We start from the raw sequence: 14,534 nt of genomic DNA, 5'->3' as shown, positions 1-14,534 counted from the left end.
GACTGCCCGCAGCTGCGCGTGGTGACGCCGGGCAGGCTGCGGCTGGGGCGGGGGTCGCGCGGCGGTTGAGACCCTGGGGCAGGCTGCGGGGGCTTGGGGGAGTCGTAAAATCGGGGCACTGTGTCTGACTCTGCCAATACCCCTGAGCCCCGCACCTCCGGTGCCTCCCCTCGGCATGCCCGGGCCAAGGGTGAGCCGCGATTTCCCGATGGGCCGAAGGCGGATCCCGCCGGTTCGCATTTCGAGCGGCGGATCAGGAGTTTTCAGCCTCGGCGGAGTCGGGTGACGGCCGGGCAGGCGGACGCCTTGCAGCGGTTGTGGCCCAAGTGGGGCCTCGATATCGATGGGCGGGCGCTGGATCTCGTCGAGCTGTTCGGGGACGAGAAGCCCGTCGTGCTGGAGATCGGGTTCGGGATGGGAGAGGCGACCGCGCGGATGGCCGCCGCCGATCCGGACACCAATGTGCTCGCCGTGGATGTGCACACGCCGGGCCAGGGGAACCTGCTGAATCTCGCCGACCGGGACGGTCTGTCCAATGTGCGGGTCGCGAACGGGGACGCGATCATTCTGCTGCGGGAGATGCTCACGCCCGACTCGTTGGACGGGCTGCGCGTGTACTTCCCCGACCCTTGGCCGAAGAAGCGGCACCACAAGCGGCGGCTGATCCAACCGGAATTCCTCACGCTCGTCGCGTCACGGCTCAGACCGGAGGCGATCGTGCACTGTGCGACGGACTGGGAGCCGTACGCCGAGCAGATGCTGGACGTGCTGACCGCGCATCCGGAGTTCGAGAACACCCGGGCCGACGGCGGGTTCGCGCCACGTCCGGACTTCCGGCCGCTGACCCGTTTCGAGGGGCAGGGACTGGACAAGGGTCATGTGGTGAACGATCTGCTCTTTCGCCGCGTACAGCAGCGTGAGCAGGAGCAGGAACAGATGCAGATGCAGATGCAGATGCAGGAATCCGAACAACCCCCCACAGGCGTCTGAAGGCCGTCGTTCACAGTCCGGCGGGCGCGGTTCGGCGGGCAGACTCCGGCTTGCCGGATCGGCGGGTGCAGTCCGGCGGGCCGTACCACGCGCCGTCGCGGGCGGCGCCCATCCCTCGTTAGGGTCAATGCAATGGCCACCAGTCCCCCCTACCCGACGCACCCCAGCGGCCCCGCCGGTGGGTATGTGTTCAGGCCCACGCGCTGGTGGCAGCGGAAGAGCGTCAAGTACGGGGCGCTGATAGGGCTGCTCGGGGTCTCCGGGCTCGTCATCCTCGCGCTCGTCCGTGAACAGACCGGCACGGAGGGGTTTCTCGTCGGGCTGGGGCTCGCGGTGCTGCCCGTGCCGTTGCTCATGGCCGCGTTCCGGTGGCTGGACCGGGTGGAGCCCGGGCCCTGGAGGAACCTGGTGTTCGCGTTCGCCTGGGGGGCGTGTGCGGCGGCGCTGATAGCCATCGTGGCGAACAGTTTTGCGACTCGGTGGATAGCTACGGCCACCGCGGACCCCTCGCATGCCGACACCCTGGGCGCCACCGTCATAGCGCCGGTGGTGGAGGAGACCGCCAAGGCCGCGGCGGTCTTACTCGTCTTTCTGTTCAGGAGGCGGGACTTCACCGGGATCGTGGACGGGGTGGTGATCGCGGGTTTCACCGCGACCGGGTTCGCGTTCACCGAGAACATTCTGTATCTGGGGACCGCTTTCGGGACGGATCAGCTCAGTGGGGGGAGTGGGCTGGCGTCGGTCACCGCGGCCACGTTCTTCGTGCGGGTGATCATGTCGCCGTTCGCGCATCCGCTGTTCACCGTGCTGACGGGGATCGGGTTCGGGATCGCGGCGTTCTCCGCGGAGTGGCAGCGGGGGCGGCGGGTCGTCGTGCCGGTGGGTGGGCTGTTGCTCGCCATGGGGATGCACGCGGTCTGGAACGGGTCGGCAACGTTCGGGGAGTACGGGTTCTTCGCGGTGTACGCGGCGTTCATGGTGCCGGCGTTCGGGTTGCTGACGTGGTTGGTGATCTGGGCTCGGCAGCGGGAGTTGCGGACCGTGCGGGAGGAGTTGCCGGCGTATGCGGCCGCGGGATGGTTGACGCCGGCTGAGCCGTATGTGCTGGGCTCGATGCGGGCTCGGCGGGTGGCGCGGGAGTATGCGGCGCATCACCTCGGGAAGGCGGGGGCTCGGTCCGTCGCGGAGTACGAGGCGTACGCGACGCAGTTGGCGTTCCTGCGCCATCGGGGGCGGCGGGGGCGGGCCGGAGGTGACTTCGCGCTGCGGGAGCGGGAGCTGTTGTTCGAGCTGTGGCGGCGGCGGGAGTCGGCTCGGCCGGCCATGGGGTATGCGGGGCGGGAGGTTGGGCCGAAGTACGGGTACGGGTACGAGTACGGCGGGTACGGGTATGGGTACGGGTCGGCCTACCCGCAGCCGGTGGTTCACGGGATGGCGCCGTATCCCTCGTACAACCCGTATCGGTACTAGCGGTTCGCGTGCTGTTGGACCCCGCTCAGCCCCACCCGGCAAGCGCCGGTGAGCGTGACCCACCTCCGCCCGGCCCCAGCGTACGGTGCCGGGCTCGGGGTAGGGGCCTACGCAGAGGCCTCGGTCAAGCGGTTCAGCTCCTCGGGGGTGAGGGTGAGGTCGGCGAGGGCGAGGAGGGCGGGGAGTTGGTCCAGGGTGCGCGCGGAGGCGATCGGCGCGGCGACGGTCGGCTGCGCGGCGAGCCAGGCGAGGGCGACAGTGGCGTGCGCGGCGCCGCGGGACTCGGCGATTTCGTCGAGCGCGGTGAGGACACGGGGGCCGGCCGGGGTTTCGAGGTAGGCCCCTGCACCTGCGGCCCGGGGGCTGTCGACCGTCGTGCCGGGGCGGTACTTGCCCGTGAGGAAGCCCTTGGCGAGGGCGAAGTACGGGACGGCGGAGAGGCCGTAATCGGCGGCGACTGCCTGGAGGGAGCCCTCGTAGGTGTCCCGGGAGACCAGGTTGTAGTGGGGCTGGATCGCCACATAGCGGGCCAGTCCTTCGGCGGCCGAGAAGTCCAGTGAGGCCTTCAGGCGCTCGGAGGTGATGTTGGACGCGGCTAGCGCGCGGACCTTGCCGGCCTTCACCAGGTCGTCGAGGGCGGTGATGATCTCCTCGACGGGCACTTCGGGCTTGTCGAAGTGGGTGTAGTAGAGGTCGATGTAGTCCGTGTCGAGGCGGGCGAGGGAGGCGTCGGCCGCGGCCTTGATGTTGGCCGCCGTCAGGCCCTGGTACTCGGGGTGCTGGCTCACCTTGGTCGCGATGACCACGTCGGCCCGGTTGCCGCGCGACTTGACCCACTTGCCGATGGTCTCCTCGGACTCACCGCCCTTGTTGCCCTCGACCCACGCCGAATAGGAGTCGGCCGTGTCGACGAAGTTGCCGCCGGCGGCCGCGTAGGCGTCGAGGACCGCGAAGGACTGTGCCTCGTCTGCGGTCCAGCCGAAGACATTGCCGCCGAGGGAGAGCGGGAAGACCTCGATGTCGGACGTGCCCAGCTTTCGAAGAGAAGTCATGTCCAACGTCAACCGGCGAGGCGGACGCCCGCATTCCGCCCCAGCGTGAACAGTGCGTGAAGCCACTGGGCGGGGAGAGGGAGGGGGAGGAGGGGAGGGAGAGGGACCACGGGAGGGGGAGGGGGGAGGGAGGAGGGCGCGTGCGGTTCTCGGCAGCGGCGCGCTCGGCCCAGCCAACAGCGCGTAGTCCCGGCCAACGGTGCGTGCCACTCGGCCAACGGCTCGTGCGGCCTCCCTCTCGACGGCCCGCCCGTCCAACGGTCCGCCCGCCCTGGCCCGCCGCCCGACCTGACCCGTCCTCCGAACCTGCCCGGCCCTGCCCTGCCCCGGCACGACGAACGCCGCGCGATCCTCACGGACTTACGCGGCGTTCGTCATGCCGGGGTCTGCGGGCCCAACGGCCCTGCCCTGCGGGAGTTGCTGGTTCTAAGCGGCTCTCACACCGGCTCTCACCGGCTCTACGGGTTCAGGCCCTTGCTGCGCAGCCACGCCGCCGGGTCGATGCCGCTGGCGGAGCCGCCGGAATGGACCTCCATGTGGAGGTGGGCGCCGGTGACGTTACCCGTGGCGCCCACACGGCCGATGACATCGCCGGTGGCGACCTTCTGGCCGACGCTGACGCCGATGGAGGACTGGTGGGCGTACCAGATCTCGGTGCCGTCATCGAGGGTGAGGACGGTCTTGTAGCCGTAGGAACCCTCGTAGCCGGCCTGCGTGATGGTGCCGCTGTGGACAGCCTTGATGAGGGTTCCGGTGGGGGCGGCGAAGTCGAGGCCGGTGTGGTAGCCGGAGGACCAGTAGGGGCCGGCCTGGCCGAAGGTGGAGGTGAGGGTGTACGAGGAGGTCGGAAGCGTGAACTGCTTGGCGAGGGCCGCGAGGCGCTCGGCTTCCTTCTTCTGCTCGGCTTCCTCGGCCGCCTTCTTCTTGGCGGCGGCCTCCTTGGCCTCGGCTTCCCTCTTCTCCTTGGCGGCCTGCTCGGCGGCCTTGTCCGCGGCGGCGGTCTGGGCGGCCTCGGCGGCGGCCTTGTCGAAGGCGTCCTGCTGGGACTCGGCCTGCGCCATGATGCGGGCGCGCAGCGCCTCGCCGGCGTCCGCCGTGCCCTGCTCGGTGTCGGCGGCGCTCAGGCCGGCGCTGCTGAGCGGGGACCTGGAGGCCTCCGGCTCCGGCTCCTCGGCCTCGTCCTCGAAGACCGAGCCGACGTTCGGCATGTCGGGCATCGATATGGACACCGGGGCCTTGCCGGACTGCGCGCTGGCCATACCGGCGCCGCCGACGGCGGCTATGACACCGACGCCGAGAACCGTGGAGCTGCGGGCCAGTCCGCCACGGGCGAGTCCACCGCGCGGCTTGGCGACGCGGTGCCGGCCGCGAACGGGGCGAGTGGTCTCCTCGCTGGGATTCCACTCCTGCCAGGGGCCCTCGTTGTCGCTGTTGTAGCTGCCGTAGCCGAACGTCTGGCTCTCGCCGTCGCGTTGGCTCGGTACGAACGGGGCTTCGGTCGCGGACCGGTTCGACGCCACGTGGGCGTGCTCCTTCCTTCCTTCTCGCCTACCGGGTTAGCTGACGGGTTCGGAGCAGGAAGGTCTCCTACGCGCGTAAACCGGTCGTGCGTACTGCCACGACGGTTTCCGTGCGATTCACCCCAGGGTGGTGGTTCCCCGGTTCCCTTGCGGGATTCGGCGCGTGAGCACGGAGCCGTCTCTTGTGACGGCTGGGACGACCGCGCTGCGTTATCGAACGTTAATAGACGCGAGTACTCCATTCCAAGCTGTTCCGAATGATCGTTCCGGCTTTCGCGCTGGACTTTACGGGTCATGAGCGGCGGAAGACGGGCGAGTTGACCTTTCCTCAGGAGTAACAAATATCCTGACGGTACGTCAGTTGTTATACGGAGGACGGTCGAACGGACACGCTCGGTGATATCGATCGTGAGAGATGTGAGAGAGACGTGCGGGCAGCCACACGAAACACATGGGCGTCAGGGGCGGCGGACCGCCAGGAGGGCCATGTCGTCCGTCGTACGGTCGCCCGTGTGTCGGCGTACCTCTTCCGCGAGGGTCGTCAACAGGGCGCGCGGGGCGGAGAAGATACGGCCGGACAGGCGCTCGGCCGGGTCGTAGAAGACGCCGCGCGCGTCCCGCGCCTCGGAGAGGCCGTCGGTGTAGAAGAGCAGCGTGGCGCCGGGCGGGAATCCGGTCTCTTCCGCGCGGTCGGGCCAGGTGCCCAGGTCTTCCATGCCGAGCGGGAGCGCGGGCTGCGGGGCGCCCAGGGTGCACAGGGTGCCGTCGGCGTACAGCAGCAGGGGTGACGGGTGGCCTCGGTTGACGATCCGGGCGCGGCCGGCGCCGTGCGGGAACTCCGCCAGGACGGCCGTGACGAACCCCTCGTGCTCCACGGCCGCGTCCCGTCGCGCGGTCTCCCGCCGCGTCGCCTCCCGCGCCAGCGCCCGTTCCAGCCGCTGGGCGACCGCTTCGAGCGTCGACTCCTGCTCGGCCGCCTCCCGGAACGCGCCGATCAACACCGCCACCGCCGACACCGCCCCCAGCCCCTTGCCGCGCACATCGCCCACGATCAGCCGTACGCCGTGGGGCGAGTCCTGCACCGCGTACAGATCGCCCCCGATCGACGCCTCCGCCTGCGCCGCCTCGTACCGCGCGGCGATCTCCAGCCCGCCGATCCGCTCCTGCGGCACCGGCAGTACGGCCCGCTGCGCCGCCTCGGCGATCTCGCGGGCGGTGGCGAGCCGGGCGTCACTGCGGCGGACGAGGCGGTTGATCAGTACGGCAAGTACGGCCACGGTGGCCACCGTGGCGATCTCGGTGATCGCGTCCACGTGGCTTGTGTCGCCGTAGTGGAGGCGTACGGCGGTGATGCCGGCGACCGAGGCGACGCCGGTGATCACCGTGCCGTGCAGTGAGAAGAGCGGGGCCGCCACAAGGGGCGCCGCGGTGAAGAAGGGGACCGCCGTGAACTCGCGCGGGGTGAAGTGGTCGTAGAAGAGGCCCGTGGCGATCAGGAGGACGGGAATGACGCGGGCGAGCGTACGGGCGTACGAGAACCGCCGCCCACCCGGCTCTCTCACACCCTCCACCCCCTCTCGCTGCCCCACGGATACAGGGTTTCCGGGGGTGGAGCACGGGGCTACTCGGCGGGGCCGAGTGGGCTATTGACGGGGTGGGAGCGGGGGCGGGGGCGGGGGCGGTGAAGGGCCGGTCCGGCCCGGTGGGCGGCTGAGGGGGAGAGAGAACTGGTCCGGCCGACGGGCGAGTGCAGGGCGGAGAGCCGGGTGTGCTGATGGAGGGGCGGAGAGCCGGTGCGGCCGGTGGGCTGATGAGGGCCGGGCCGGAAACCGTTCCGGCCGACGGGCGGGTCACGCGGCGGAGTTGCTCCGGTCGGTGGGCGGGTGCGCCGCTGCCGGCGGGTGGCGGCCGGCTGCCGACGGGTGGCAGGTGGCAGGTGGCGGGTGGCGGCCGACGGGTGGCGGGTGGCAGGTGGCAGGTGGCGGGTGGCGGGTGGCGGCCGGAGTGTCGCGGGGCCGGTTGTGGTTACCGGGGCCGGTGAGGCCGGCCGTCGGCTCTCGCCTGCCCGCGGCTCCCGGCCACTGTCCGTCCCGTTCCTGCCTCGTCTCCCCGTCTCCCTTGCCCCTCGCCTTCGTTCCCCTCGGTTCCGTTCCCACCAGGGCTCAGCCCGCAGTCAGTCCCGTCAGTCCGGTCAGCTCCGGCAAGGGAAGCGTGTGCTGGGTCTGGAGGACCTTCGCGCGGAGGTAGCGGACGTTGTGGGCGGTGGTGAAGACGCCCGTGGGGACGCGGTGGCGGACGCCGACGCCGAGGTCGCGGAGCTGCTGCGCCTTGTCGGGGTTGTTGGAGAGCAGGTCCAGCTCGTCGATGCCGAGGGCACCCAGCATCTGGGCCGCCGCCGTGTAGTCGCGGGCGTCCTCCGGCAGTCCGAGCGCCGCGTTCGCCTCGTACGTGTCGAGGCCCTGGTCCTGGAGGGCGTACGCGTCGAGCTTGTTGTAGAGGCCGATGCCCCGGCCCTCCTGACGGAGGTAGAGGAGGACACCACCGCGGTCGGCGATCCGCTCCACCGCCTCGCGCAGCTGCGGACCGCAGTCGCAGCGGGCCGAGCCGAACACGTCGCCGGTCAGGCACTCGGAGTGCAGCCGGACCAGGGGAGCCGTTCCGGGAGCGGGGTCGCCGAGGACGATCGCCACGTGCTCCTGGCCGTCGACGAGGCCGTGGAAGGTGACCAGTTCGGCGTCGACGTCGTAGCCGTCGTGGAAACGCAGCGGTACCCGGACGCGGGCACGCGGGGTGGCAGCGGGAAAGTCGGGCATGCGGGTTCTCCGGTCCTGGTACGGGGTGTCGCTGTGCTTCAAAACTGAAGCACAGCGCTCGCAGCGACTCTAACCCGTGCTTCAAATTTCAAGCAACATGATTGGGGATGCGTCACATTCCCGCGGACATGCGTCACATTCCCGCGGACACGGGAACCGTGCGGAAGGCTGCCGCCTGATGGCCATCGGGGAGCTGCCGGAGGGCCGCCGATGGATTACGGAGAGCCCGCTACTGACCCGGCTGACTCGACGAGCACGCACGGCGGCGCCACGGCAGGTCGTCGGAGCCGGCCGTCGCCCGCGGGTCCCCGCCCTGGATCGCCGTCGCGATGGCCGCGCAGATCTCCTCGAACTGGCCGATCTGCTCGGGGCTGAGGTGGTCGAAGACTGCCTTGCGGACCGTCTCGACATGGCCCGGCGCCGTACGCTCCAGCAAGGCCATGCCCTCGTCGGTGAGCACGGCGACACTGCCCCGCTTGTCCCACTGGCAGTCCTCGCGCCGCACCACGCCGTCCTTCTCCAGCCGGGTCACGGCGTACGTCAGCCGACTGCGCGTGATCTTCAGGTGCTTGGCGAGGTCAGTCATCCGCATCCGGCGATCCGGCGCCTCGGAGAGGGCGGACAGCACGGAGTAGTAGAGGTGCGGCAGGCCGGCCTCCTGCTGAAGCTGCCGGTCGAGCGCGTCCTCCAGGAGCAAGCTCGCGGCCACGTAGGCACGCCAGGCACGCTGTTCCTCGGGGGTGAGCCAGCGGGTCGTCATACGTACAGTGTAGTTATTGTTTAAAACTTGAACCAAGCCCACCGCCGACTGCCCCACCGCCGACGACGGCGGCCTCCTCCACCACCGCCGTAGTCACCGCCGCCTCATCCACCACCGCCGTAGTCACCGCCGCCTCATCCTCCATCGTCACCGTCACCGCCAGGGAGCGCGTCCATGCCCCAGCCCTACGTCCTGTTGTCCGCCGCCGTCTCCCTCGACGGCTTCCTGGACGACACCGGGCCCGAGCGGCTGCTGCTCTCAGGTCCGGCCGACTTCGACCGGGTCGACGAGGTGCGCGCGGCGAGCGACGCCATCCTGATCGGCGCCGGAACCCTGCGCACCGACAACCCCCGGCTGCTGGTCAACTCCCCCGAACGCCGCGCGGCCCGCGTCGCCGCCGGGGATCCGGAGTACCCACTGAAGGTCACGGTCAGCGCGTCCGGAGATCTCGACCCGGCGGCCCAGTTCTGGCACACGGGCGGCGAGAAGGTCGTGTACACGACGGACAGGGGCGCGGCGCGGCTGCGCGGGCTGGGCCTGCCGGCCGGGCCGAACGGCGTGGACGTCGTATCCGTCGGCCCCGACCTGGCGTGGCCCGCCCTCCTCGACCACCTCGGCGACGTACGCGGCATCCGACGCCTCATGGTGGAGGGCGGCGGGCGCGTGCACACCCAGTTGCTCCAGCAGGGGCTCGCGGACGAGGTGCAGCTGGCGGTCGCACCGGTGTTCGTGGGCGAGGCGGGGGCGCCGCGGCTGTTCGGGACGGGCGCGTATCCCGGGGGGCCGAAGAGCCGGCTGCGGCTCCTGGAGACCCGGCCGGTCGGCGACGTCGTCCTCATCCGGTACGTCCCCACCGTCCCCGGCACCGGACCGGCCGTCTCCCCCGCCGACCGGCACTGGCTGGCACTGGCCTGCGACCTGGCCGCCGAATGCCCACCCTCGCGGACCGCGTTCAGCGTGGGGGCGGTCGTGGTCGCCGAGGACGGTAGGGAACTGGCCCGCGGCCACTCCCGCGAGAGCGGCGACCCCGTGGCCCACGCCGAGGAGGCCGCCCTCGCCAAGCTCGATCCCACCGACCCGCGCCTCGCCTCCGCCACGGTCTACAGCAGCCTGGAACCGTGCGCCCGCCGCGCCTCCCGCCCCGCGCCCTGCGCCCGGCTCGTCCTCGACGCGGGCGTTCGCCGCGTCGTCACGGCCTGGCGCGAGCCGGACACGTTCGTCGAGGACGCCGCCGTCGGCAACGCGGTGCTCTCGGCGGAGGGGGCCGAGGTCGTCGTACTGCCGGAGTACGAGGAGCGGGCGAAGGTGCCTAACAACCATTTGGTCGGCTGATCGGCACTTGGCTCGTGACCTACCAAACGTTTGGGCAGCGCACCTAACAAACGTTTGGGCGACCGGGTGAAACCGCGGTGATCGGCAGTCGCCATAAACCCGTGTGCGTGGGGTCCCGCAGATGGCGTACACTGGTTTCAACGACGCGGGGTGGAGCAGCTCGGTAGCTCGCTGGGCTCATAACCCAGAGGTCGCAGGTTCAAATCCTGTCCCCGCTACTGAAGGCCTGGGGCCGGAATCCGATGAGGATTCCGGCCCCAGGTGTTTGTGCGCCCTCATTGACTAGGGCGGAGTACGGCGGGCAGCCGCCACCGCCTCCGTGTAGAGCTCGCGCGTGAGGTCCTCCGGCGCGATGCCCAGCTCGCCGAGCACCGCGCGGATGTCGTCGAGGGCCCCGGTGACCTCGGCTTCCTCCTGGACCAGGGCCTCGATCTCCAGGAACGTGCCGTCCAGCTCGGGGACCCGTACGAGGGTGGCGAGCATCCGTCGCCCGTACGCCTCGAAGGCGTGGCTGCGGCAGCGTTTCTCGAACACGATCGCCGGCGCATAGCCGAGGTGCTCCAGGATGGCGTGCGCGATCTGCGAGTCCCCGACCCGCGTCTCGTACTCGGGCTTCGAACCGGACGCCTCGTCCACCGCCGCCGCCTTGAACGTGAGCAGGGTCCGCCGGTCACCCGTGCCGTGGTCGACCAGGAACCGCAGCCGCAGCTCCTCGTCCCGCGCGCCCAGGCTGCCGTCCGGCAGGTCGTAATACGTGTCCTGGTACGTCTCGGACCTCCCCTCGGCCCGCTCGTCGAGCGCCCGCGCGACCGCCTCCGGCGCGCGGACCCGGGCCTTCAACTCCGCCTCGATCACGACCCGTTCCTCTCCTCACCCACCGCTCTCCCCCGCTCCCCGCTCCCCACTTACTCCTACTTTCCCCTCCGACCGCCTGTCGGGGGAGATCCCGTCGCGTGTGCACTGGCGGAAAGACGGATGGGATGGGGAGAGGCGGAAGGGCGAGTGGGCGGAGGGGAGAGCGCGGAGGGGAGAGCGCGGAGGGGAGAGCGCGGAGGGGGAGAGGGCGCATCACGCCGCCCGTCGACCCCCATCACCTCACCACACGTACGGCAGCTCCACGGCGACCATGGTCGGTCCCCCGACGGGACTGGTCACGGTGAACACGCCGTCCAAGGCCGCGACCCGACGCCGTATCCCCAGCAACCCGGAAGGGCCGCCCCCACCACCCTCCCCTCCCCCGCCCGTGACCGTCTCCTGCGCGCCGCCCAGCCCTTCGTCCCAGACGACGGCCCGTAACCCGGTGCGCACGCGCTCCAGTTTCGGTTCTCCCCTGGGCGGCGTCGTTCAGCGGTTGACCGCGAAAACCGTACCGCTGTCGTTGCCGACGTAGACCGTGCCGTCGGTCGCCGTGGGCGAGGAGCGGATGTCCGCGCCGGTGCGGTACGTCCACAGGGACTTGCCGGTGTCCGTTCGTACGGCGTAGAGGCTGCCGTTCTTGCTGCCGACGTACACGGCGTCGCCGAGGACGGCCGGTGAGGAGTAGACGACGGCACCGACGGTGAACTTCCACTTCTGCTGCCCGGTGAGGGCATCGACGGCGTACAGGTTGCCGTCGTCGCTGCCGACGTAGACGACTCCGCCGGACACGACCGGCGAGGAGCCCACTCCGCCCCGGGTGGCGAAGGTCCAGCGGAGTTCGCCGGTGTCGCAGTTGACGGCGTACAGGTTGCCGTCGTAGCTGCCCACATAGACGGTGCGGTCGGCGACCGCCGGTGAGGACTTGACGTCGCCGTCGGTCTCGAAGGCCCAGCGGCGTTCGCCGGTAGCCACGTCGACGGCGTAGAGCCGGGAGTCCTCGCTGCCGACGTAGACCTTGTTCCATGCGACGACCGGGGAGGAACGGATCCGGCCCTCGGCGGCGAACGTCCACTTCCGGTCGCCGGAACGGGCGTCCACGGCGTACAACCGCGCGTCGTCACTGCCCGCGTAGACCACACCCCCGGCGACCACCGGCGAGGAGTTGACCTCTCCACCGGCGCTGAACTGCCAGCGCTGCTCGCCGGTCTTCACCTCGACGGCGTAGAGGTGATAGTCCGCGCTGCCGAAGTAGGCCAGACCACCGGCCACGGCGGGACAGGTGTAGACGCCGTTGCCCGTGCCGAACTGCCAGCGCGGCTTGCCGGTCTCGGCGTCCAGGGCGTACATGCTCCCGTCCTTGCTGCCGGCGTACACCAGCCCGCCCACGGCGAGGAGCGCGGGCGCCACCGGGCCTCCGGTGCCGCGCCTCCATCTCAGCTTTCCCGGGGCCGGCACGCCGTCCGGGTCCTTCAGGGTGTCGTTGCCGCCCGAGCCCTCGTCGGGGTCCTCCTCACCACGCCCCAGCAGGTACGTGCCCACGCCCACGGCGGCGACGCCACCCACTCCGGCGAGCGCGGCCAGCACCCGGCGGCGGGTCGGCGCACCGGCGTCACGGTCCGCTTCGTCGGCCGGCCTGGACGTCGGCTGCGAGGGCTCCGGTTGCTCCGGTTGCTCCGGTTGCTCCGGTTGCTCCGGTTGCTCCGGTTGCTCCGGTTGCTCCGGTTGCTCCGGTTGCTCCGGCCGCGATGGTGATCGCCCGTCGATCCAGGTGGGCGGACCGCCCGCTGGTACGGGACCGGAAGCGGGAGCGCCGACACCGGAATAGCGGGGGTCCGCAGGAAGGCGGGGGTCCGCGGGAACTCGGGGGTCCATCCCGCCCCCGGCTGTCGCAGTCCGCGTACCGTGCTGCCGCACCTCTGCCGCCCCCGACACCTCCGGTGCGTTCGTCACCTCCGGCACCAGCGTCCCGCCCCTCTCCCCGGCGCGCCGCACCGAGGAGGCCACGGATGCGGGCAGCCAGGCTCCGCCGTGGAGAGCGAGGGTCACGGTGTCCGTGCTGTACTCAGCTTCGGGCGCCGGGAGGATACGGCCGGCGAACTCGGCGAGCAGTTCCGCGACGGTGGGCCGGCGGGCCGGAACCTTGTCGAGACAACGGCCGAGAAGGGCACGCAGCCCTGCGGGGACGGCGGACAGGCTCGGCTCGTCATGGACCACGCGGAAGCCGACACCGAGCGACGGACCGGACCCGAAGGCACCCTCGCCGGTGGCGGCGAAGACGAGTACCCCACCGAGGGCGAACACATCGGCGGCCGTACCGGCCCGGCCACCCGTCAGTTGCTCGGGCGACATGAACGCGGGGGTACCGATGACGGCGCCGCTGCGGGTCAGCGAACTCGATCCTGCGGTGATCGCGATCCCGAAGTCGATCACCTTGGGGCCGTCCGGGGCCAGCAGCACGTTGGAGGGCTTCAGATCCCGGTGGACGAGGCCCGCGGTGTGAATGGCCTGGAGCGCCTCGCTCAGGCCGGCTCCCAGGGCGAGCACCGAGGACTCGGGCAGCGGTCCGTGGCGCGCGATGGTGTCGTCGAGCGAGATGCCCGCGACATGGACGGTGGCGAGCCACGGCGGGTCCCCGTACGGATCCGCGTCGACGACCGCGGCCGTGAAGGCTCCGCTGACGGCCCGGGCGGCCGCCGCCTCCCGGGCGAAACGCTGACGGAACTCGGGGTCGTAGGTCAGTTCGGGTCGGATGGTCTTGACGGCGACCGCACGGCCGCCCGGCGACAGGCCGAGGTAGACGCGCCCCATCCCACCCGCGCCGAGGCGGCCCACGATCCGGTACGGCCCCACCTGCCGAGGGTCGCTGCTCTCCAACGCCTGCGCCATGGGCCCCCTGCCCCCTTCTGAGGGCGATCCACCCCCCGGATGCCTTCGCGTCCATGATGTCCGCCGCACACGGAATCCGCACCTCACTGTGCGGTCGGACGCGGCACAGGGGCGTGAAGGTTCCCGAGCCCGTGCCCCTTCCGTGAGCCGTACGGCCAGGTCGTCCAGGCAACCTGGGGGATGTCGAGATGGAAGGGGCGGATCGTGGATCCGGCCGCCGCCTGCTCGATCGCGACGCTCATACGCCCTTGCCCTCCCGCCCCTCCCGCCCTTCCCGCCCTTCCGGCCCCTCGCCCTCACCGGGGCCACCGGGCTCACCGGGCTCACCGGCGAGCGCGTGTGGCGCCGCGATGGCGTCCTCGTCCCAGCCCCAGTGGCCTGGGTCGTCGTCACGCTCGGCCTGCTCGTCGATCCACCGCTTGTGGGCCTCCCAGGCCGCCTGCTTGGTGGTGCCCAGGGCGGCGCCGATCTGGGACCACGACGCCCCAACCCGCCGAGCGGAGCGAACGGACAGCTGGCGCCCGTAGAGAGCCTTACGGGCGATCACCTCACCCAGCGCGAGCAACTCCAGCGCCTCACCACGGGCCAACGGCGCACCCTCCGGATCGCCCGGCCCGCCCGCGCCCGCGCCCTCGCCCTCGTCCTCATCCTCATCCTCGTCACCCGGCCCCGCGAGGGCCTCCCGCGTCCGCAGCACGTCATAGCGCGCCACCGCCGTCAGCAAGGTGAACCGGCCGTCGAGGTCATCAGGTGTCGTCGACATGAGCCGAGTGTCTCGTCAGGCTACCTTGACGTCAAGGTAGCCTGACGGCCCGCGCAATCCCACCGCCCCCGAGCGACACCCCAGGGCCGG

At 71.1% G+C, this 14,534-nt stretch carries 13 protein-coding genes, 1 tRNA gene and 1 riboswitch; of the genes, 4 read left to right on the top strand and 10 right to left on the bottom strand.

What is annotated here, in order from left to right; genetic code table 11:
• The first annotated feature begins 120 nt into the window (after positions 1-120).
• Together trmB and ACFU53_RS28395 are read left to right on the top strand one after the other, a co-directional pair.
• Complete coding sequence (gene trmB / locus ACFU53_RS28400; protein WP_383998271.1) at positions 121-990, top strand: tRNA (guanosine(46)-N7)-methyltransferase TrmB; 870 nt, start codon at positions 121-123, stop codon at positions 988-990.
• Positions 991-1,122: 132 nt separating this feature from the next.
• Positions 1,123-2,460: a PrsW family intramembrane metalloprotease gene (locus ACFU53_RS28395; protein ID WP_383998268.1), complete on the top strand. Its 1,338-nt coding sequence runs from the start codon at positions 1,123-1,125 to the stop codon at positions 2,458-2,460.
• Between the two features lie 107 nt (positions 2,461-2,567).
• Here ACFU53_RS28395 and ACFU53_RS28390 read toward each other — a convergent pair whose 3' ends face one another.
• The 5 genes from ACFU53_RS28390 to ACFU53_RS28370 form a co-directional block, all read right to left on the bottom strand.
• Positions 2,568-3,512: an aldo/keto reductase gene (locus ACFU53_RS28390; RefSeq protein ID WP_383998265.1), complete on the bottom strand. Its 945-nt coding sequence runs from the start codon at positions 3,510-3,512 to the stop codon at positions 2,568-2,570.
• A 458-nt stretch (positions 3,513-3,970) separates the two neighbouring features.
• On the bottom strand, positions 3,971-5,032 hold the full coding sequence (locus tag ACFU53_RS28385) for a M23 family metallopeptidase (RefSeq protein ID WP_383998262.1): 1,062 nt from the start codon (positions 5,030-5,032) through the stop codon (positions 3,971-3,973).
• Between the two features lie 10 nt (positions 5,033-5,042).
• A riboswitch (cyclic di-AMP (ydaO/yuaA leader) is annotated at positions 5,043-5,204 on the bottom strand.
• A gap of 286 nt (positions 5,205-5,490) precedes the next feature.
• Positions 5,491-6,621: a PP2C family protein-serine/threonine phosphatase gene (locus tag ACFU53_RS28380; RefSeq protein ID WP_383998259.1), complete on the bottom strand. Its 1,131-nt coding sequence runs from the start codon at positions 6,619-6,621 to the stop codon at positions 5,491-5,493.
• A 573-nt stretch (positions 6,622-7,194) separates the two neighbouring features.
• Positions 7,195-7,845, bottom strand: a complete 651-nt coding sequence (ribA, locus tag ACFU53_RS28375) for a GTP cyclohydrolase II (RefSeq protein WP_383998256.1) — start codon at positions 7,843-7,845, stop codon at positions 7,195-7,197.
• Positions 7,846-8,074: 229 nt separating this feature from the next.
• Entirely contained in the window at positions 8,075-8,605 is a 531-nt protein-coding gene (locus tag ACFU53_RS28370) for a MarR family winged helix-turn-helix transcriptional regulator (protein ID WP_383998254.1), read from the bottom strand.
• Between the two features lie 174 nt (positions 8,606-8,779).
• Between ACFU53_RS28370 and ACFU53_RS28365 the strand changes: the two genes are divergently transcribed.
• Positions 8,780-9,937, top strand: a complete 1,158-nt coding sequence (locus ACFU53_RS28365) for a dihydrofolate reductase family protein (protein ID WP_383998251.1) — start codon at positions 8,780-8,782, stop codon at positions 9,935-9,937.
• Positions 9,938-10,081: 144 nt separating this feature from the next.
• Positions 10,082-10,155, top strand: a tRNA-Met gene (locus ACFU53_RS28360).
• 64 nt (positions 10,156-10,219) lie between these two features.
• Here ACFU53_RS28360 and ACFU53_RS28355 read toward each other — a convergent pair.
• The 5 genes from ACFU53_RS28355 to ACFU53_RS28335 form a co-directional block, all read right to left on the bottom strand.
• Positions 10,220-10,792, bottom strand: coding sequence for a class IV adenylate cyclase (locus ACFU53_RS28355; protein ID WP_383998248.1), 573 nt, complete (start codon positions 10,790-10,792; stop codon positions 10,220-10,222).
• 240 nt (positions 10,793-11,032) lie between these two features.
• A complete protein-coding gene (locus ACFU53_RS28350) occupies positions 11,033-11,245 on the bottom strand; it encodes a hypothetical protein (RefSeq protein WP_383998245.1) in 213 nt (70 codons plus the stop codon).
• 36 nt (positions 11,246-11,281) lie between these two features.
• Positions 11,282-13,681 (bottom strand): PQQ-binding-like beta-propeller repeat protein, encoded by a 2,400-nt coding sequence (locus ACFU53_RS28345; RefSeq protein ID WP_383998243.1) that lies wholly within the window; start codon positions 13,679-13,681, stop codon positions 11,282-11,284.
• 83 nt (positions 13,682-13,764) lie between these two features.
• Complete coding sequence (locus ACFU53_RS28340) at positions 13,765-13,923, bottom strand: hypothetical protein (RefSeq protein ID WP_383998240.1); 159 nt, start codon at positions 13,921-13,923, stop codon at positions 13,765-13,767.
• Positions 13,920-14,444, bottom strand: a complete 525-nt coding sequence (locus tag ACFU53_RS28335; RefSeq protein ID WP_383998237.1) for a hypothetical protein — start codon at positions 14,442-14,444, stop codon at positions 13,920-13,922. The genes ACFU53_RS28340 and ACFU53_RS28335 overlap by 4 nt, the downstream gene beginning before the upstream one ends.
• Positions 14,445-14,534 lie beyond the last annotated feature (90 nt).

The sequence above is a fragment of the Streptomyces sp. NPDC057474 genome, from assembly GCF_042802555.1.
Classification (GTDB): domain Bacteria; phylum Actinomycetota; class Actinomycetes; order Streptomycetales; family Streptomycetaceae; genus Streptomyces.
Note: the sequence above shows the minus strand (reverse complement) of the source record. Positions and strands in the feature narration are given on the sequence as shown.